Genomic DNA, 18,705 nt, shown 5'->3' on the forward strand with positions numbered 1-18,705 from the left:
TTTGATGGGTCAACGTTACGGCAAATTCAGACAAAAATAAAGTATTAATTCATTATTTTTACATATTTATTCATGGCTGTTTTCTGTCGCCTGTAACGAAACAAGCCCATCTTTTCAGATGGGCTTGAGTAAGATAACAAGACAGTTCAGGAAGATCGATTACGATTTTTTCTGACTGTTCAAAGCGCGGATACGGCTCGATAGTGAGTAGAGACGAATGAATCCGCCTGCGTGGCTTTGGTCGTACACTTCATCTTCGCCAAAGGTCGCAAACTCTTCGCTGTAGAGGCTGTTGTCCGAACGCTTCTGCGTTACCGTTGCTTGACCTTTGTACAGCTTCACAACCACCTCGCCATTGACATCCTGCGCCAACTCTTCAGACGCCGCTAGGATAGACTTACACAGTGGTGTGAACCAGCGACCATCGTACACAAGGTGTGACGCTTTTAGGCCCAGCTCTTCGCGGAACTCAAATGACGCTTTATCCAACACCAGTTGCTCAACCGCGCGCAGCGCTTCCATCATGATGGTGCCTCCCGGAGTTTCGTAGCAGCCGCGAGACTTCATGCCGACCAAACGGTTCTCAACGATGTCGATACGACCCACACCGTGCTTCGCACCTTTTTCATTGAGGTAAACCAGTGCGTTGTATGGCGTCATAGTTTCACCATCAACCGCCACCACTTCGCCCTTTTCTACTTTGAGGGTGACGTATTCCGCTTCGTTAGGCGCTTGCTCAGGGTCAACGGTCCATACCCAGCAATCTTCGTTTGGTGCATTCCAAGTATCTTCTAGCACACCACCTTCGGTTGAGATGTGCCAAGCGTTAGCATCACGCGAGTAGATTTTAGTCAGCGACGCACTACAAGGGATGTTGCGCTCAGCTAGGTAATCCAGACACTCTTCACGGCTGACCAAGTCCCACTCACGCCACGGCGCAATCACTTGCAAGTCAGGGGCGAGCGCAGCAAACGCGCCTTCGAAACGCACTTGGTCGTTACCTTTACCGGTACAGCCGTGACACAAGGCATCTGCACCGACTTTACGTGCAATCTCAACTTGCGCTTTGGCAATGATAGGACGAGCCATTGAGGTGCCGAGCAAGTACTTGCCTTCGTAGTATGCGCCGGTTTTCAGCGTTGGGTAGATGTACTCTGCCACCATCTCTTCTTTGAGATCGACCACGTAACACTCAGACGCACCGGATGCTTTCGCTTTTTCTTCGATGCCAACCAACTCTTCTTCACCTTGGCCGACATCAGCGACAAACGCGACTACTTCACAGTCGTAGTTCTCTTTTAGCCACGGGATGATCACTGAGGTATCAAGACCACCAGAGTAGGCGACGACGACTTTGTTTACTTGTACTTTGCTCATTTTATTCTCTCCAACATCCAGCGCGGCGTATGGCCCTAGCGCTGGGTGATTAATCTGCTTTGGTGCCCTGCATCAAGTCAAGCGGACACCCTGTGTTTGTTTGGCAGTGACCACAAGTCACTGCACGAATCTCTTTGTGTTTATGGCTTAGGTAAAAACTGAGTGCCGATGCTTTGCCCTGCGAACAGCTCAACGAGCTTTTCTGGGTAGCGCCATGTCGCTACTTCAATCGGACGACCTAAGTCATTCGCCGCTTCCAACGCTGCGTTGACTTTGACAATCATGCCATCGGTGATCACTTGGCCTTTGATCAGGCTTTGTGCTTTCTCTTCATCTAAGCTTTTGATGAGGTGGCCTTTACCATCCAGTACACCACTCACATCCGACAACAACACCAATTCTGCATCCAGTGCGCCAGCCACTGCGACCGCCGCTTGGTCGGCATTCACGTTCATCAACTGGCCGTCTTGCGCCAAGCCAATCGAGCTGATGATCGGCAGTGCGCCCGTCGCCAAAATCGCTTGCAACACGGTAGAATCGCCAGGTGATGCTTTGCCTACCGCGCCAAGTTCCGGATCCAACTCTTGAACCTGACACAAACCGCCATCGGCTAAGCTCAGCCCTACTGCATTCAGGCCATCTTTAATCGCTTGCCCTTGCAGTAGCTTGTTGGCCGTACCAGCCAATGCACCCGCAATGACAGGAATTTGGTCATAAGGCGTCACACGTAGACCCTGTTTTTTGACCGTTTCAAGATTGAGCTTGGCCATAAGATCGTCCACTAAGTATCCGCCGCCGTGGACGATCACAATTCGTCGCTGCGCCTGAGTTTGGTAATTAGCGATGGCGCCAAACACTTGGCTGAGCGTCTCGGTGCAAGAAAGTGCCGCACCGCCTAATTTGATCACTAATGGCGTTTGATTGTTCTCTGTCATTACTCTTACCTCTACCGCTTGATGACTCAGTTTCAACCTTAACGATTGAGACTACACAAGGGCAGTTAACTCGGGATATCCGTAGTGGATGTTTAAACATTGCATCGCTTGACTCGATGCGCCTTTGAGCAAGTTATCAATCGCCGATACGACAATGATGTGCTCACCCTGAACCTTCCAGCCAATATCGCAGAAAGGTGTGTTTTCGACGTTCTGAATCGAAGGCAGCGTCGTCGTGTGCAGACGAACAGCCGGTTTGTTCTGATAGGCGTTAGTAAACGCTTGTGCTACTTGCTCAGCCGTCACACCAGACGCTAGCTTCATAGTGATGGTCGCCAGAATCCCACGTTTAAAATTGCCCAGATGAGGGGTGAAGATCACATCACAACCCAGATGAGTGGCAATTTCCGGTTGGTGGCGGTGAGTAAACACGCCATAAGGCTGAAGACTCACTTCACAAAAGCTGCTCGTCAGTGAGGCTTTGCGCCCCGCGCCCGACACACCACTTGTCGCATTGATGACTGGCCACTGAGTTGTATCAACTAACCCAGATTGCAATAGTGGCTTGATGGCAAGTTGTGACGCAGTGGGATAACAACCCGGCACCGCAATAAGCTGGCTCTGTTTAATGCCTGGCTCATTCCACTCGGCAAGACCATAGGTGGCATTTTCTAGCAGCTGTTCGAACTGGTGCTCAAAACCATAGAACTCACTGTAGAAGCCCTCTTTTTTGACCCGAAAAGCGCCCGAGAGATCAAACACCTGGCAGCCTTGCTCAAGCAATGGCGCGGCTAAATCGTGGCTGACTTCATGGGCAGTCGCAAGAAAAACCACGTCGCTCTCTTTGCCAACCTTTGCCACGTCAACGAGCGGCTGCACTGGCTCGGTCACTAAACCTTGTAACTTGGGGTGCAGTGTCGCAATGCTCTTACCTGCATCGACGCTATTGGCGGACACATATAAACCTGCTAGCGTAAGCTCTGGGTGTTTTTGCACCATGAGCGCCAATTCTGCACCTGTGTAGCCGCTGGCACCGATGATTGTGGTTTTTAGCATCTCGACATCCATAATTGGGTTAAAAACGCCACCCAAAGAGTGACTATAAATTTACAAACTTTAGCTTTTAACGGTTTTTTATTCATTAAAAGTGATTTATTATGTGTTTTACCTTCTTAATAGAATTATGTCAACAGGGAATGCGAACTAAATATGCAATTACCTAGCTTTATAGAGGTCTACCGCGGCCTTATTTCTACCTCATCCATCAGCTCGACTGACCCACGCTGGGATGAAGGCAATCAGCAAGTCATTGAAAAGCTCGCAGACTGGCTCAAAGACATCGGCTTTCAGGTCGAAGCCACGCAAGTCGAACCGGGCAAGTTCAACCTGATGGCAAAGAAAGGCTCAGGAGAAGGCGGCTTATTGCTGGCCGGACACAGCGATACGGTGCCATTTGATGAAGGACGCTGGAACTACAACCCTCACGCCCTAACAGAAGACAACAACCGTTTCTACGGTTTAGGTACAGCCGATATGAAAGGCTTTTTTGCCTTTATTATTGAAGCGGTAAAAAAGGTCGACTGGAGCAAACAAAGCAAACCGCTCTACATCTTAGCCACATGTGATGAAGAGACGACCATGCTCGGCGCTCGTCATTTCACTGAACACGCCCCATTTAAACCGGACTACTGCATCATCGGCGAGCCAACCAGTTTAGTGCCTATTCGTGGCCACAAAGGGCACGTCGCCAATGCCGTGCGCGTGACCGGTAAATCGGGCCACTCTTCCGACCCTGCGCTTGGTGTCAACGCCATCGAAATCATGCATGAAGTGTTGTACGCGCTGATGCAACTGCGCGACAAACTGATCAAAGAGTATCATCACCCAGGGTTTGCGATTCCGAGCCCGACTCTCAATCTGGGTCACATCCACGGCGGCGACAGCGCCAATCGCATCTGTGGCTGCTGCGAACTGCATTATGACGTGAGACCGCTGCCCGGTATCAGTTTGGATGGCCTCGACAACATGCTGCGCGGCGCACTGAAAGACGTCGAAGCCAAATGGCCCGGCCGAATTGAAATCACGCCGCTGCATGAGCCGATCCCGGGTTATGAGTGTCAACATGATCACCCGTTTATTGGTGGTATGGAGTCCATTTGTGGCATGGACGCTGAAACGGTCAACTACTGCACCGAAGCGCCGTTTTTGCAGCAGTTATGTCCGACCTTGGTGCTTGGCCCCGGCTCGATTGACCAAGCCCACCAGCCCGATGAGTTCCTCGCCTTCGATTTTATCGATCCGACCATCGATGTACTGTCAAAAGCCATGTACAAATACTGTTTCTAAAAACAGACACATCGCTCTGCTCGGTGACTTTCCTCTCGAGCAGAGCGATCTTTCGTCGTTAGCCACTTCAAATGTAATAAAATTTCACCCATTTTCTCTGGGGTTGGATGCTTTTTGCCCATTGATATCGATTGCATAATATTTGCAAACTTTGCATGTGATAATTGACTCTAAGCGACATTTTTCGCTAGATTGTTGGCTTATCAAAAGAACAATGGATGTAATTTTTTTACAAGGCAGGACGACAATGAATGAGAAATACTCTGCTCTTCGAAGCAACGTAAGCATGCTCGGGCACTTGCTCGGCAACACCATTAAGGATGCTCATGGTGAAGCACTGCTCGATAAAGTAGAAACAATTCGTAAGCTTTCTAAATCTGCCCTCGCAGGCAACAAAGAAGACCGCGAGAGCTTGATTGAAGAGATCAAAAACCTGCCAAACGAGCAGTTAACTCCCGTTGCGCACGCGTTCAACCAGTTCCTCAACCTCACCAACATGGCGGAGCAGTACCATACGATTTCACGCCATTGTGATGAGCACGTGTGTGAACCGGACGCCATCAACAGTTTGTTTGCCAAACTGAGCAATAATGAGATCAGCAAGCTAGATACTGCTCAGGCTGTGCGCGATTTGAACATCGAATTGGTGCTCACGGCGCACCCGACAGAAATCACCCGTCGCACCATGATCAACAAGCTGGTTAAAATCAACAAATGCTTGTCCAAGCTTGAGCTTGGCGATCTGTCCGCCAAAGAGCGCCAAAAGACCGAACGCCGCCTTGAGCAGCTGATTGCCCAAAGCTGGCATTCTGACACCATTCGTAAGCAGCGCCCAACTCCGCTCGATGAAGCGAAATGGGGCTTTGCTGTGGTTGAAAACTCACTGTGGGAAGCCGTGCCTGACTTCTTGCGCGAGCTTGACGACAAACTCACCGATTACCTTGGTGAAGGGCTGCCTATCGATGCTCGCCCTGTTCATTTTTCATCTTGGATGGGTGGCGATCGCGACGGCAACCCGTTTGTCACCCACACCATCACCCGTGAAGTCATGTTGCTTTCTCGCTGGAAAGCCGCGGATCTCTATCTCAGCGATGTCAACGAGCTGGTCAGTGAATTGTCCATGACGCGCTGCAACGACGCGGTGAGAGCACTCGCTGGCGAGGATGAGCACGAACCTTACCGTGCCGTGCTCAAAGAGCTGCGTGAACTGCTGACCGACACCAAAGACATCCTTGATGCTAAGATCCATGGTCAGAAACTGGCAGTCAAAGCGCCACTGCAACGCATCGCACAGCTGTGGGATCCCCTCTACGCTTGCTACCAGTCACTGCATGAGTGTGGCATGGGCAAGATTGCAGATGGTTCACTGCTCGACACCTTACGCCGCATCAAAGCCTTCGGCGTGCACTTGGTACGTTTGGATATTCGTCAAGAGAGTACCCGTCATTCGGATGTCCTGTCAGAGCTAACGCGCTACCTGGGCATTGGCGATTACGACCAATGGAGTGAGCAAGATAAGATTGCGTTCCTGACCAATGAGCTGGCGTCCAAGCGCCCACTTCTGCCACGCGATTGGGAACCCTCTGAACCTGTCAAAGAGGTACTCGACACCTGTAAGATCATTGCCGCTCAGCCTCGCGAAGCATTTGGCGCATACGTAATTTCTATGGCACGTACCGCCTCTGATGTTCTCGCGGTGCACTTGCTGCTGCAAGAGTCGGGCTGTCCGTACCGTATGGATGTTTGCCCGCTGTTTGAAACGCTCGACGACCTCAATAACGCCGAAGCGGTCATCAAACAGCTGATGAGCATCGACTTGTACCGCGGATTCATTCAAAACCACCAAATGGTGATGATCGGCTACTCAGATTCCGCCAAAGACGCTGGCGTCATGTCGGCCGGTTGGGCCCAGTACCACGCAATGGAGTCCTTGGTCAAAGTGGCTGAAGAGGAAGGCGTAGAGTTGACCCTCTTCCACGGTCGCGGCGGCACGATTGGCCGTGGCGGTGCACCTGCACATGCAGCGCTGCTGTCTCAGCCACCAAAGAGCTTGAAAGGCGGCCTACGCGTAACAGAGCAAGGTGAGATGATTCGCTTTAAACTCGGTTTACCTGAAGTGGCGGTCAACAGTTTCAACCTCTACGCAAGTGCAATTCTCGAGGCAAACCTGCTGCCACCACCAGAGCCGAAACAAGAGTGGCGCGATCTGATGAACGTGCTGTCTGAAGTGAGCTGTGAAGCCTATCGTGGCATTGTGCGCGGCGAACCAGACTTCGTGCCTTACTTTCGTCAAGCAACGCCAGAGCTGGAGCTTGGTAAACTACCACTGGGCTCTCGCCCAGCTAAGCGTAACCCGAACGGCGGTGTAGAGAGCCTACGTGCGATTCCTTGGATTTTCTCTTGGAGCCAAAACCGTCTCGTACTACCAGCATGGCTAGGCGCAGGTGAAGCAATTCAATACTCCGTCGACAAAGGGCACCAAGCGCTACTAGAAGAGATGTGTCGTGAATGGCCATTCTTCTCAACCCGTCTCGGAATGCTCGAAATGGTCTACAGCAAGTGTAATATCGACATTTCTCGCTACTACGATGAACGCTTGGCAGATCCTGAGCTGCTGCCTCTCGGCGATCGCCTACGTGCACAGCTACAAAAAGACATCAAAACCGTACTGAATGTCGAAAACAACGAGAACTTGATGCAGAGCGACCCGTGGGGACAAGAGTCCATTCGCCTGCGCAATATCTATGTTGAGCCATTGAACATGCTGCAAGCAGAGCTGCTCTATCGTACGCGTCAAACTGACGAGCCATCGGAAGAGCTTGAAGAAGCCTTAATGCTCACCATCGCAGGTATTGCGGCAGGTATGCGTAACACCGGCTAAGCCTAGCGCACAAAATTTGGGCGCACACCGCCCCATTAAACCTAAAAGGCCGATAGTCATCTATCGGCCTTTTTTATTATAAAACAAATACTAACGAGGAAGATGAGCCACAACACTGCGCCAAATATTGTATGGAATACCAAGAATACAATTTTTCAGGCATAATGTTTCTAAATCAGGACAAAATAACTCAATATTAAAAATAAAAAACTACAGGTAAAAATCTACTGAGTCTTTTATCAGTTTTTTAGGCAACATTGTCCTTCTATTCTACTTTATGCTTATTATTTAGATATACTACTCAGCCATCGCAAGTGACTATAACAACACCAGCTTGCGTATCGATAGTATATCGACCTAGGTGATAGATGGCTTTTTAAGGTGACATGGCCAACACATTGTTGGCGCCGCTTGACAAAAGAATTCGTGCCAAAGAAGCACACACAAGATTAAGCGGTTGTATTTTGAAGTTTATTGACCATTTGGATTGAAGACATGTCATTACCACACGTTATTTTAACTGTCCTGAGCACTCGTGATGCGACGGGCTACGATATTACCAAAGAATTTTCTGCCACTATCGGCTACTTTTGGAAAGCAAGCCACCAGCAAGTCTACCGCGAACTGAACAAGATGGCGCAAAACAATCTTGTGACCTGTGTTCTCGAGCCTCAAGAAGGCAAACCCGATCGTAAAGTTTACTCCATTACCGATGCCGGCCGTACTGCACTGGGTGAGTGGTTTGATCAACCGACCGCGCATCCTACGGTACGTGATGAGTTCTGTGCAAAGTTGATGGCGTGTGCTATCCAACCCTCTGCACCGTTTCGCACTCAGCTCGCTGAGCTTATCGATGAGTCACGCAAGCTAGTCGCACACTACCAAGAAATCGAGAGCGGTTACTACTCAACGCCTGCGACCCTAGACAAGCAGCAACGTCTAGAGCGTCTCACGCTGCGTCGTAATCTTCTGATTCGTCAAACTTGGATTGATTGGGCAGAAGAAGTGCTCGCTGAGTTGAACGATATGGCGTAATAGCCCTGACCTAACCGTATTAGGTTGAAAGAGACAAAAAAGTCAGCGTGATGCTGACTTTTTTCTTTTCTCGGCTAAGTGGCAAACATAGCATCGTGGTAAACATAACATCAAAGCGCTAACGGCTTAGATCCCATCACCACCAATGAAGCTTTGTGACTTACCATTGAACTGTTGGTCCATATCCAAAGAGGGCTTATCGGTTTTCGGTCGACCGACAATTTTAGCTGGCACACCCGCAACCGTTGTGTGTGGCGGCACAGGCTGAAGGACAACGGAACACGAACCAATCTTCGCCCCTTCTCCCACTTCAATATTACCCAAAATTTTCGCCCCAGCGCCAATCATCACACCTTCACGAATTTTCGGGTGACGATCGCCGCACTCTTTACCGGTACCACCCAAGGTGACGTCTTGCAAAATGGAGACATCATCTTCGACCACCGCTGTCTCACCGATGACGATACCGGTCGCATGGTCGAGCATGATGCCGCGACCGATTCTCGCTGCTGGGTGAATATCGACCTGACACGCAACAGAGATTTGGTTTTGCAAATAGGTGGCGAGCGCCATGCGCCCTTGCTTCCAAAGCCAGTTGGCAACGCGGTAGCCTTGCAGGGCGTGATAACCCTTTAAGTACAGCAGCGGCATGGAGTACATAGAGACTGCAGGGTCACGGTTGACCGTCGCACAGATGTCACAGGCCGCCGCGGCGGTAATATTGGGATCGGAGTTAAAGGCTTCCTCAACCACCTCTCGCACCGCCATGGCAGGCATTGAAGCCGTATTGAGTTTGTTGGCCAAAATATAACTCAGCGCCGCCGCTAAACTGTCATGCTTAATGATGGTCGCATGATAGAAGCTGGCGAGCATCGGCTCTTGCTCAGAGAGCTCACGCGCTTCTCGAACAATGGTCTGCCAGACTTTCTGTTTCTCACAATGTTTCATGTTACTTGCTCGTCCCTAATTCTCCCTGCCCTTACATGAGTAAGGTGTGCGCCTTATGAGTCACCTCATGACGCTTATGCTTCGGCTTTCTTATCACGCGCTAGCAAATCTTGCGCGGCTAGGCGTGCGTCCTTCCCTTGATACAATACTTGATAAATTTGGTCAACAATCGGCATCTCGACACCGACACGCTCAGCAAGTAGGAACACCTCTTTGGTGTTGCGATAACCCTCAACCACTTGGCCAATCTCTTGCTGCGCTGTGTCGACATCTTTGCCTTGACCCAGTGCCAATCCAAAACGGCGATTGCGCGACTGGTTGTCCGTACAGGTCAACACCAGATCGCCTAAACCCGCCATGCCCATAAAGGTCTCGGCTTGCGCACCTAGCGCCGCGCCCAATCGGCTCATCTCTGCTAAGCCACGGGTAATCAGTGCGGTTCGCGCATTGGCACCAAAACCGATGCCGTCGGACATGCCTGCGCCAATCGCAATGACGTTTTTCACCGCGCCGCCAAGCTGCATACCGATAAAGTCACTGTTGGCATAGACTCGGAAGGTTTTGCTGCAATGGATTTTCTCTTGCAGATCTTTCACAAACTCGGCATCTGGCGAAGCCACAGAAATCGCCGTCGGCATCCCCATCGCGAGCTCTTTTGCAAAGGTAGGACCAGAGAGCACGGCTAGGGAGTATTGATCGCCAATCACATCGTGGGCGACATCTTTCAGTAATCGACCGGTTTCAGGCTCCAGCCCTTTGGTCGCCCAGCAAATGCGAGTGTCTGAGCGCAAATAGGGCTTAACACTGTTCAACACCAGACCAAATACGTGGCTTGGCACCACCACAAGGAGATCTCGACTGGCACTGACGGCTTTTTCTAAGTCCGTCTCAATGATCAAGCTGTCTGGAAAAGCGATGCCGGGTAAAAATTCTTCGTTGGCGCGTGCGGCTTCAAGACGCGCCATGTGCTCAGGCTCGTGCCCCCATAGCACCACATTGGCACCGTTACGTGCCAACGAAATGGCCAGCGACGTGCCGTATGAGCCTGCGCCGAGTACGGTCATAGAGATTGAACGACCATACGCATTTTGGGATTGTGTGTCTGTCATGGTTCCGCCTAGTTGTCCTGCTGCGTGACTAGAATCTAGTGGTCAGCGTTCGTTTTGCCAACCGCTGAACACAAGATTCTCAAACAAAAAATGCACAGCGCATCGTGATGAGATGCTCTGTGCATTTCGCTAAGGTTGCGTCAGAGCGAAGATTACGCCTGAGCTTCACCCTCACCTTGCTGAGCTTGTTGCTGAAGGTAATTCATGAACAGCGCATCAAAGTTCACTGGCGCTAGGTTCAATTGTGGGAACGTGCCTTTCACCACCAAGCTTGAGATGGTTTCACGCGCGTAAGGGAAAAGGATGTTCGGGCAGAATGCGCCTAGGCAGTGCGCCAATTGACCCGCTTCCATTTTCTCAGCCGTGAAGATACCACCTTGCTGAACTTCACAAAGAAATGCAGTGTCGTCTGCGTTCTTCACTGTCACGGTAAGACGAAGCACGACTTCGTAAACACCTTCACCTAGCTCACGGCTTTGCGTGTCTAGATCCAGTTTAACATCTGGGTTCCACTCTTTTTGGAACATGGTTGGTGAGTTCGGTGCTTCAAATGATACGTCTTTTAGGAAGATACGTTGAATTGCGAAGTTTTGAGCTTCTTGTTGCGGTGCTGCTTCAGCCATGGTTCAAATCCTTTCATAGAAAATAGTCTGCCAAGAGACTAACCGAGAGATATGACACTGACTCGATTTCCACGTTAAATCGTGGCTCTGTTCACATCTCTCTTGAATAAACGCCGATTTTTCAATCAGCGCTCAATGAATTACTTTTTGCCTTTAACCAGAGGTAGGTTCGCTTCACTCCAAGCAATCAAACCGTTTTTGAGAAGATTCACGTTCTCAAAGCCCGCTTTTGCTAGAAGATTCGCGCTTTCTTGCGCCGTCTGACCGGTTTTGCATACTACGATGATTGGGTCGGATTTGTGGTTTTCAAGAGCGCCAAAGCTGCCCGCTTTGATGTCTGATGGCAAAATGTGAACTGCATCCGTGATGTGACCTTTGCGGAACTCATCTTTTGTGCGGATATCAACCACCACACCGTTTTCACGGTTCATTAATTGAGTCGTTTGCGCTGCCGTGATCTCTTTGTAGGCCGCGGTAGTGGATTTCACGATGTTCATGATAAGGGCAACCAATAGACCCGCCCATACCAAAGAGAGAATCATGTTCTGTTGAAAAAATGCGATGTACTCTTGCATGTCCTGTGCTCTTCGATTTTGGAACTGTACAACGGATGGACAGCCCCCGACTAAAATTCAGCTTGGGAGTATAACGAGGATGATGAGACGGCGCGAGTCAAAAGCGCTCAGAATAAGAATCTGTTGCACATTTCTCGACAAAGACGCCTCTTCATCACCACGCTATACTGCGTGACCCTTGCCCTATGCGCGGGTCACGGGGAAGGCAATAACCTGTTCGATATGCTCAAAGCCCAGTGCCAGCATGATCAAACGATCCACCCCTAGCGCCACCCCTGCACACTCAGGCAAACCCGCCTCTAGCGCTGCGATTAAATGGCCGTCCATCGGCTGAACCGGCAAGCCCATCTGCTGGCGTTTCTGGTTGTCTTGCTCAAAACGCGCTTGTTGCTCTTTGGGGTTATCCAATTCGTGGAATCCGTTCGCCAGCTCTATGCCACGAAAATAGACTTCAAAACGATCCGCAACCCGATCATCGGTCGGATTAATTTTCGCGAGCGCCGCTTGCGTCGCTGGGAAGTCGTACACAAAGGCAGGACGAGTCTGACCAATCTTGGCTTCCACGCCGACACTAAATAGCAGTTGCAACAGCGTATCTCTGTCTTGCTCTGGCTGAGCAATATCCGCCAGCCCCAAGGTGGCAGCGGCGACTTTGAGCTCTTCCATGCTCGCGCCTAACGGACACACACCAAGCACTTGCAAGAAGGCGTCTTGGTAGCTCATTCGCTCGGCCGGTGCCACGTTTAGGACCTGCTGCAACAAGTCGTCCATTTCATCCATCAGTTGATGATGGTCAAAACCCACCCGGTACCACTCCAACATGGTGAACTCCGGATTGTGGTAGCGGCCGCTCTCTTCGTTACGAAATGCCTTGTTGATCTGATAAATCGAACCACTACCCGCAGCCAATAAGCGTTTCATGTGAAACTCAGGACTGGTCATTAAATAGAGCGCTTGCCCATCGGCATATCCGGGGCCTACAAACTGAGTTTGAAAGGTGTGCAAGTGAATGTCTGTCACCGTCGCTTGACTCATCGCCGGAGTATCCACCTCCATGACGCCTCGGTCAGCGAAAAATGTGCGTAGGGTTTGTAATACGTGAGCACGCTGTTTCAGCGCTGCGATCGATGCGGTCGGTTGCCAGTTCAAAGCTCTATTCTCTTGAAGTGATTTGCTGCGCAACGTATCACAAAGCCCAACAAGGGTTAAGCAGGTTATCGCCGCCCTCATTGATAGCCCAGTCATCCCCATCCCTAAGTCGCCGTGATAACTATCACATATCCTAGATTTTTTATGCCCTTATGTGCACTACCGGAGCAAAAACCTAAATACATCAATTTTTCCCTAGAGAGGCTCTTCTACACTACCCCTACCACTTTTGGGGGCTTCCCAAAGCAACAATAACAAGCGGAATCATCCGCACTTTCACACTGGAGGATAACTGTGCAAACCATTACCACAGATATCGCAGTCATCGGCGCCGGCGGCGCTGGTCTGAGAACTGCTATTGCAGCAGCTGAAGCAAATCCCGATTTAAACATCGCTTTGATTTCAAAAGTCTATCCTATGCGTTCCCACACGGTTGCTGCAGAAGGTGGATCAGCCGCAGTTATCAAGGATGAGGACAGCCTAGACAACCACTTCAACGATACCGTGGGTGGGGGTGACTGGCTTTGTGAACAGGATGTCGTTGAATACTTTGTTGAAAACGCCACGCGCGAAATGATCCAGATGGAGCAATGGGGTTGCCCGTGGAGTCGGAAAGAAAACGGCGAAGTCAACGTGCGCCGTTTTGGCGGTATGAAGGTCGAGCGAACCTGGTTTGCAGCGGATAAAACTGGCTTCCACATGCTGCACACCCTGTTCCAAACCTCGATGAAATACAACAACATCAACCGTTTTGATGAGTATTTTGTCGTTGACTTGTTGGTGGATGACGGTGAAGTGCAAGGTCTGATTGCCATTCATATGTCGGAAGGGGAACTGGTCACCATCAAAGCCAAATCTGTGGTACTGGCCACGGGCGGTGCGGGTCGTGTGTATCACTGTAATACCAACGGCGGTATCGTGACAGGCGATGGCATGGCGATGGCGTATCGTCATGGTGTGCCACTGCGTGATATGGAGTTCGTGCAATACCACCCAACCGGTCTACCTGGTACCGGTATCCTCATGACCGAAGGTTGTCGTGGTGAAGGCGGGATCATCGTCAATAAAAACGGTTACCGCTACCTGCAAGATTACGGCATGGGACCAGAGACACCGGTGGGTCAGCCGAAGAACAAATACATGGAACTCGGGCCACGCGACAAAGTATCCCAAGCGTTCTGGCATGAGCAGCAAAAAGGCAACACCATCAAGCACCCACTCGGCGATGTGGTCCACCTTGATTTGCGCCACCTCGGTGAAGAGTACCTTCAAGAGCGCTTGCCGTTCATCTGTGAACTGGCCAAAGCCTACGTTAACGTCGACCCAGCCAAAGAGCCCATCCCAATTCGTCCAACGGTTCACTACACCATGGGCGGGATTGAAACCAATGGCCAGTGTGAAACACGCATCAAAGGCCTATTTGCGGTCGGTGAGTGTGCGTCTGTTGGTCTGCATGGCGCAAACCGCTTAGGTTCAAACTCCCTGGCTGAGTTTGTTGTGTTTGGCCGCGTGGCGGGCGAGCAAGCTGTGCAGCGCGCCGCCGAGTTCAAAGGTTGGAATGACGCCGCGATTGACGCGCAAATCAAAGAGGTGGAAGCCCGTATTCAAGCCCTAATGAATCAAGAGGGTGACGAAAACTGGGCAGATATTCGCACGGAAATGGGCCACACCATGGAAGCGGGCTGCGGCATCTATCGTCAAGAAGATCTAATGCAAGCAACCATAGATAAAATCACCGAGCTCAAACAGCGCTACAAGCGTATTGGCATCAAGGACAAAGGTAAGGTGTTCAACACCGATCTGCTCTACGCCATCGAAGTGGGGTACGGCCTTGAAGTGGCGGAAGCCATGGTACATTCGGCGATTTTGCGTAAAGAGTCTCGCGGTGCCCACCAGCGTCTTGATGATGGCTGCACAGAGCGCGATGACGTGAACTTCCTTAAGCACTCCCTCGCCTTCTATCAAGCGGATGCAGCGCCAAGCATCGACTACAGTGATGTCACCATCACCAAGTCACAGCCGAAAGCACGCCTCTACGGTGAAGCCGCTGAAAAAGCCGCCGCACAAGAAGCCGCCGAGAAAAACGCAGAGGAGAAAGCCTAATGTCAGCCAACCGCATTCAAAAAGTCGACATTCTGCGTTATGACCCAGAAACCGACAACGAACCGCACTTTGAAACCTTCCAAGTGCCGTTTGATGAAACCATGTCCATCCTTGATGCGATTGGTTACGTCAAAGACAACTTAGACAAAGAGCTCTCTTACCGCTGGTCTTGCCGCATGGCGATTTGTGGCTCTTGCGGCATCATGGTCAATGGTGTGCCAAAACTGGCGTGTAAGAGCTTTCTGCGTGACTACCCAAATGGCGTCAAAATCGAGCCGTTGGCAAACTTCCCTATCGAAAAAGATTTGATTGTCGATATGACGCCATTCATTGAGCGTCTTGAAGCCATCAAGCCTTACATCATAGGAAACGACCGTAAACCCGAAGACGGCACTAACCTACAGACGCCTGAGCAAATGGCCAAATACAAGCAATTTGCTGGCTGCATCAACTGTGGTTTGTGTTACGCCGCCTGCCCTCAGTTTGGTCTTAATCCTGAGTTCATTGGCCCTGCGGCCCTCACCTTGGCGCATCGTTATAACCTCGACAGCCGCGACAACGGTAAGGCCGAGCGCATGGCGCTGATCAACGGTGACAATGGCGCATGGGGCTGTACCTTCGTCGGCTACTGCTCAGAAGTGTGTCCGAAGAGCGTGGATCCTGCGGCGGCGGTGAACCAAGGCAAAGTCGAATCCTCGATGGACTTCGTGATTGCTATGTTAAAGCCTGACGGCACACCTGCAAAAGAGGAGGCATAAGGATGAGTAACCGTAAACCTTACGTTCGTGAAGTGAAACGCACCTGGTGGAAAGATCATCCGTTTTACCGCTTCTACATGTTGCGTGAAGCAACGGTGTTGCCTTTGGTGCTGTTTACTCTGTTCCTCACCATCGGATTGGGTTCGCTGGTCAAAGGCCCAGAAGCGTGGCAAAGCTGGCTTGGCTTTATGGCAAACCCAGTGGTCATCGCCATCAACATTGTGGCGTTGGCTGGCAGTTTACTGCATGCCCAAACCTTCTTTAGCATGATGCCGCAAGTGATGCCGATTCGCTTAAAAGGCAAACCCGTTGATAAAAAGATCGTCGTTCTCACTCAGTGGGCAGCGGTGGCGTTTATCTCTCTCGTCGTCCTCGTGGTGGTGTAAGGAGCCGTAATCATGAATTCAAATTTCAACGTTAACAGAGCCCCTAAACGCAGTGATGAGCCAGTATGGTGGGGGCTATTTGGCGCTGGCGGCACCTGGTTCGCGATGTTAACCCCTGTGACTATCTTAGTCTTAGGTGTGTTGGCCCCGCTGGGCATCATCAGCGCAGACGCATTGAGCTATGAGCGCGTGTCCGAGTTTGCCACCAGCATCATCGGTGCGCTGTTTATCATCGGCACACTGGCTCTACCCATGTGGCATGCCATGCACCGTGTCCATCACGGCATGCATGATCTTAAAATCCATGCGGGTGTCGTCGGCAAAATTGCCTGCTACTTCTTCGCAGCCCTTATCTCAGCGTTGGCGGTCATTTTTATCTTTATGATCTAAGCCTCCGTCTATTAAAAATAGAAAGCCCGCTCATGAACTGAGCGGGCTTTGTTTATCTTGTGCCTCGTTTGCGAGTGTCTATCGCACTTACAGAATAAAGCGGCTGAGATCTTCGTCTTCGACAAACTCACCCAAGCGCGCTTTCACGTATTGCGCATCAATCACCAACTTAGAGCCTGCCTTGTCGGTCGCTTCAAAGGAGATTTCATCCATCAAGCGCTCCATCACTGTGTGCAGACGGCGTGCACCGATGTTCTCGGTGGTTTCATTGACCGTCCATGCCGCTTCTGCAATCTGGGTGATGCCCTCTTCGGTGAACTCAATGTCAACGTCTTCGGTTTTCATCAACGCGCAGTATTGCTCGGTCAGTGATGCTTTAGGCTCCGTTAGGATGCGCTTAAAATCGTGGCTAGAGAGTGCCTCCAGCTCGACACGAATCGGTAGACGACCTTGTAGCTCTGGGATCAGATCCGATGGCTTCGCCACTTGGAAAGCGCCCGATGCAACAAACAGAATATGATCGGTTTTGACCATACCGTGTTTGGTCGAGACCGTGCTGCCTTCAATCAACGGCAGTAAGTCACGCTGTACGCCTTCACGAGATACATCTGGGCCAGAGCTTTCGCCGCGCTTACAGATTTTATCAATCTCATCGATAAACACGATGCCGTTGTTTTCGACGTTAAAGATCGCTTGTTCTTTGAGCTCTTCTTGATTGACCAGCTTCGCGGCTTCTTCTTCGGTCACCGCTTTGAACGCATCTTTGATTTTCAACTTACGCTTCTTCTTAGTATCACCGGCTAAGTTGGCGAACATGCCTTGAAGCTGATTGGTCATCTCCTCCATGCCAGGAGGCGCCATGATCTCGACGCCCATTTGCGGCGCAGCGACATCAATCTCAATCTCCTTGTCGTCAAGTTTGCCTTCACGGAGTTTTTTGCGGAACACTTGACGAGTATTCGACGAACTCTCGTCTTGCTGCTCATTCTGACCCCAAGCATCGCGTGCTGGCGGCAATAGCGCATCAAGAATGCGCTCCTCGGCTTGCTCCTCGGCGCGGAACTTCACTTTTTCCATCGCCTGTTGGTGCGTCATTTTGACCGCCACATCGGTCAAATCACGAATGATGGTCTCCACCTCTTTGCCCACGTAGCCCACTTCCGTGAACTTTGTGGCTTCAACTTTGATGAAGGGCGCATTGGCTAACTTGGCTAAGCGACGGGCAATTTCAGTTTTACCCACACCCGTTGGCCCTATCATCAGAATGTTCTTCGGTGTTACTTCGCTGCGCAAGCCTTCTTCTAGCTGCATACGACGCCAGCGGTTACGGAGCGCGATCGCCACAGAGCGTTTTGCGTTTTCTTGGCCAATGATGTGGCGATTCAGTTCGTGGACGATTTCGCGAGGAGTCATTTCAGACATAATTGAATTCCTTAAATATAGTGACCACTATCTTGCTTTTTACTTCGCAGCGCTGTGCGGGATTTCTAGTTCTTCGATAGTGTGGTGATGGTTGGTGAACACACAGATATCACCAGCAATTTTGAGCGACTTTTCCGCGATGTCACGGGCGTCGAGTTCGGTGTTTTCGAGCAGCGCCGTCGCTGCCGCTTGCGCAAAGTTGCCCCCAGAACCAATCGCGATCAAATCGTTTTCTGGCTGCACCACATCACCATTACCGGTAATGATCAACGATGCCGTCTCATCAGCGACGGCCAACAAAGCTTCAAGCTTGCGCAGCGCACGGTCACTGCGCCAATCTTTGGCCAGCTCAACCGCCGCTTTGGTCAAATGACCTTGGTGCATTTGCAACTTACTTTCAAAACGTTCGAACAAGGTAAACGCGTCGGCAGTACCACCGGCAAATCCCGCAAGTACCTTGTTGTTGTACAAACGGCGAACTTTACGTGCGTTGCCTTTCATCACGGTGTTACCCAGTGATACTTGTCCATCACCAGCAATGACGACTTTGTTGTTACGACGTACGGATACAATGGTAGTCACGGTGGGGCCTCATACTTTATTCATTTGGATGTTAGTCTTTATATGAGGCTATGAAAAACAGAATTCAAGGGTAGAAAAGACATCGC

At 50.8% G+C, this 18,705-nt stretch carries 17 protein-coding genes; 7 read left to right on the forward strand and 10 right to left on the reverse strand.

Annotated elements, in window-relative coordinates; translation table 11 throughout:
- Window positions 1-159: 159 nt before the first annotated feature.
- The 3 genes from AC6R03_RS00825 to argC form a co-directional block, all read right to left on the reverse strand.
- The gene (locus tag AC6R03_RS00825; protein ID WP_334555659.1) at window positions 160-1,377 is read right to left on the reverse strand and encodes an argininosuccinate synthase; all 1,218 of its coding nucleotides are present in this window, start codon (window positions 1,375-1,377) and stop codon (window positions 160-162) included.
- A gap of 140 nt (window positions 1,378-1,517) precedes the next feature.
- A complete protein-coding gene (gene argB, locus AC6R03_RS00830; RefSeq protein WP_500631012.1) occupies window positions 1,518-2,312 on the reverse strand; it encodes an acetylglutamate kinase in 795 nt (264 codons plus the stop codon).
- A 51-nt stretch (window positions 2,313-2,363) separates the two neighbouring features.
- The gene (gene argC / locus AC6R03_RS00835; RefSeq protein WP_500631011.1) at window positions 2,364-3,368 is read right to left on the reverse strand and encodes an N-acetyl-gamma-glutamyl-phosphate reductase; all 1,005 of its coding nucleotides are present in this window, start codon (window positions 3,366-3,368) and stop codon (window positions 2,364-2,366) included.
- A 153-nt stretch (window positions 3,369-3,521) separates the two neighbouring features.
- Between argC and argE the strand changes: the two genes are divergently transcribed.
- The 3 genes from argE (at window position 3,522) to AC6R03_RS00850 (ending at window position 8,574) form a co-directional block, all read left to right on the forward strand.
- The gene (gene argE, locus AC6R03_RS00840) at window positions 3,522-4,658 is read left to right on the forward strand and encodes an acetylornithine deacetylase (RefSeq protein ID WP_500631010.1); all 1,137 of its coding nucleotides are present in this window, start codon (window positions 3,522-3,524) and stop codon (window positions 4,656-4,658) included.
- A 247-nt stretch (window positions 4,659-4,905) separates the two neighbouring features.
- Complete coding sequence (gene ppc, locus AC6R03_RS00845) at window positions 4,906-7,539, forward strand: phosphoenolpyruvate carboxylase (RefSeq protein WP_334555663.1); 2,634 nt, start codon at window positions 4,906-4,908, stop codon at window positions 7,537-7,539.
- 495 nt (window positions 7,540-8,034) lie between these two features.
- A complete protein-coding gene (locus AC6R03_RS00850) occupies window positions 8,035-8,574 on the forward strand; it encodes a PadR family transcriptional regulator (RefSeq protein ID WP_334555664.1) in 540 nt (179 codons plus the stop codon).
- Between the two features lie 126 nt (window positions 8,575-8,700).
- On the opposite strand, the gene cysE is transcribed toward AC6R03_RS00850, so the two are convergent.
- The 5 genes from cysE to epmA form a co-directional block, all read right to left on the reverse strand.
- On the reverse strand, window positions 8,701-9,522 hold the full coding sequence (cysE, locus tag AC6R03_RS00855; protein WP_487902574.1) for a serine O-acetyltransferase: 822 nt from the start codon (window positions 9,520-9,522) through the stop codon (window positions 8,701-8,703).
- Window positions 9,523-9,596: 74 nt separating this feature from the next.
- The gene (gene gpsA / locus AC6R03_RS00860) at window positions 9,597-10,631 is read right to left on the reverse strand and encodes an NAD(P)H-dependent glycerol-3-phosphate dehydrogenase (protein WP_487902573.1); all 1,035 of its coding nucleotides are present in this window, start codon (window positions 10,629-10,631) and stop codon (window positions 9,597-9,599) included.
- A 152-nt stretch (window positions 10,632-10,783) separates the two neighbouring features.
- The gene (gene secB, locus AC6R03_RS00865; protein WP_334555667.1) at window positions 10,784-11,254 is read right to left on the reverse strand and encodes a protein-export chaperone SecB; all 471 of its coding nucleotides are present in this window, start codon (window positions 11,252-11,254) and stop codon (window positions 10,784-10,786) included.
- A 140-nt stretch (window positions 11,255-11,394) separates the two neighbouring features.
- Window positions 11,395-11,829 carry a rhodanese-like domain-containing protein gene (locus AC6R03_RS00870; RefSeq protein WP_500631009.1) on the reverse strand — a complete coding sequence of 145 codons (435 nt, stop codon included), beginning with the start codon at window positions 11,827-11,829 and terminating at the stop codon, window positions 11,395-11,397.
- Between the two features lie 183 nt (window positions 11,830-12,012).
- Window positions 12,013-13,080, reverse strand: a complete 1,068-nt coding sequence (epmA, locus tag AC6R03_RS00875) for an elongation factor P--(R)-beta-lysine ligase (protein ID WP_500653630.1) — start codon at window positions 13,078-13,080, stop codon at window positions 12,013-12,015.
- Between the two features lie 192 nt (window positions 13,081-13,272).
- On the opposite strand from epmA, the gene frdA reads away from it, so the two are divergent.
- From frdA to frdD, 4 genes are read left to right on the forward strand one after another with little or no spacing between them, the layout of a single operon-like run.
- Window positions 13,273-15,081 (forward strand): fumarate reductase (quinol) flavoprotein subunit, encoded by a 1,809-nt coding sequence (frdA, locus tag AC6R03_RS00880; RefSeq protein WP_487902572.1) that lies wholly within the window; start codon window positions 13,273-13,275, stop codon window positions 15,079-15,081.
- Entirely contained in the window at window positions 15,081-15,839 is a 759-nt protein-coding gene (locus AC6R03_RS00885) for a succinate dehydrogenase/fumarate reductase iron-sulfur subunit (RefSeq protein WP_334555672.1), read from the forward strand. The genes frdA and AC6R03_RS00885 overlap by 1 nt, the downstream gene beginning before the upstream one ends.
- Before the next feature lie 2 nt (window positions 15,840-15,841).
- The gene (frdC, locus tag AC6R03_RS00890; protein ID WP_487902571.1) at window positions 15,842-16,225 is read left to right on the forward strand and encodes a fumarate reductase subunit FrdC; all 384 of its coding nucleotides are present in this window, start codon (window positions 15,842-15,844) and stop codon (window positions 16,223-16,225) included.
- A 12-nt stretch (window positions 16,226-16,237) separates the two neighbouring features.
- On the forward strand, window positions 16,238-16,615 hold the full coding sequence (gene frdD / locus AC6R03_RS00895; RefSeq protein ID WP_500631008.1) for a fumarate reductase subunit FrdD: 378 nt from the start codon (window positions 16,238-16,240) through the stop codon (window positions 16,613-16,615).
- A gap of 87 nt (window positions 16,616-16,702) precedes the next feature.
- Here frdD and hslU read toward each other — a convergent pair whose 3' ends face one another.
- Both hslU and hslV read right to left on the reverse strand, forming a co-directional pair.
- On the reverse strand, window positions 16,703-18,037 hold the full coding sequence (hslU, locus tag AC6R03_RS00900) for an ATP-dependent protease ATPase subunit HslU (protein WP_500631007.1): 1,335 nt from the start codon (window positions 18,035-18,037) through the stop codon (window positions 16,703-16,705).
- Window positions 18,038-18,076: 39 nt separating this feature from the next.
- The gene (gene hslV, locus AC6R03_RS00905) at window positions 18,077-18,619 is read right to left on the reverse strand and encodes an ATP-dependent protease subunit HslV (RefSeq protein WP_487902569.1); all 543 of its coding nucleotides are present in this window, start codon (window positions 18,617-18,619) and stop codon (window positions 18,077-18,079) included.
- Window positions 18,620-18,705 lie beyond the last annotated feature (86 nt).

The sequence above is a fragment of the Vibrio sp. R10-SG-ISO4 genome (genome assembly GCF_059834135.1).

Excerpts from the sequence above, each read along its gene's own strand:
- AC6R03_RS00825 (WP_334555659.1), bottom strand. The coding sequence starts at position 1,377 with ATGAGCAAAGTACAAGTAAACAAAGTCGTCGTCGCCTACTCTGGTGGT.
- argB (WP_500631012.1), bottom strand. The coding sequence starts at position 2,312 with ATGACAGAGAACAATCAAACGCCATTAGTGATCAAATTAGGCGGTGCG.
- argC (WP_500631011.1), bottom strand. The coding sequence starts at position 3,368 with ATGCTAAAAACCACAATCATCGGTGCCAGCGGCTACACAGGTGCAGAA.
- argE (WP_500631010.1), top strand. The coding sequence starts at position 3,522 with ATGCAATTACCTAGCTTTATAGAGGTCTACCGCGGCCTTATTTCTACC.
- ppc (WP_334555663.1), top strand. The coding sequence starts at position 4,906 with ATGAATGAGAAATACTCTGCTCTTCGAAGCAACGTAAGCATGCTCGGG.
- AC6R03_RS00850 (WP_334555664.1), top strand. The coding sequence starts at position 8,035 with ATGTCATTACCACACGTTATTTTAACTGTCCTGAGCACTCGTGATGCG.
- cysE (WP_487902574.1), bottom strand. The coding sequence starts at position 9,522 with ATGAAACATTGTGAGAAACAGAAAGTCTGGCAGACCATTGTTCGAGAA.
- gpsA (WP_487902573.1), bottom strand. The coding sequence starts at position 10,631 with ATGACAGACACACAATCCCAAAATGCGTATGGTCGTTCAATCTCTATG.
- secB (WP_334555667.1), bottom strand. The coding sequence starts at position 11,254 with ATGGCTGAAGCAGCACCGCAACAAGAAGCTCAAAACTTCGCAATTCAA.
- AC6R03_RS00870 (WP_500631009.1), bottom strand. The coding sequence starts at position 11,829 with ATGCAAGAGTACATCGCATTTTTTCAACAGAACATGATTCTCTCTTTG.
- epmA (WP_500653630.1), bottom strand. The coding sequence starts at position 13,080 with ATGGGGATGACTGGGCTATCAATGAGGGCGGCGATAACCTGCTTAACC.
- AC6R03_RS00885 (WP_334555672.1), top strand. The coding sequence starts at position 15,081 with ATGTCAGCCAACCGCATTCAAAAAGTCGACATTCTGCGTTATGACCCA.
- frdC (WP_487902571.1), top strand. The coding sequence starts at position 15,842 with ATGAGTAACCGTAAACCTTACGTTCGTGAAGTGAAACGCACCTGGTGG.
- frdD (WP_500631008.1), top strand. The coding sequence starts at position 16,238 with ATGAATTCAAATTTCAACGTTAACAGAGCCCCTAAACGCAGTGATGAG.
- hslU (WP_500631007.1), bottom strand. The coding sequence starts at position 18,037 with ATGTCTGAAATGACTCCTCGCGAAATCGTCCACGAACTGAATCGCCAC.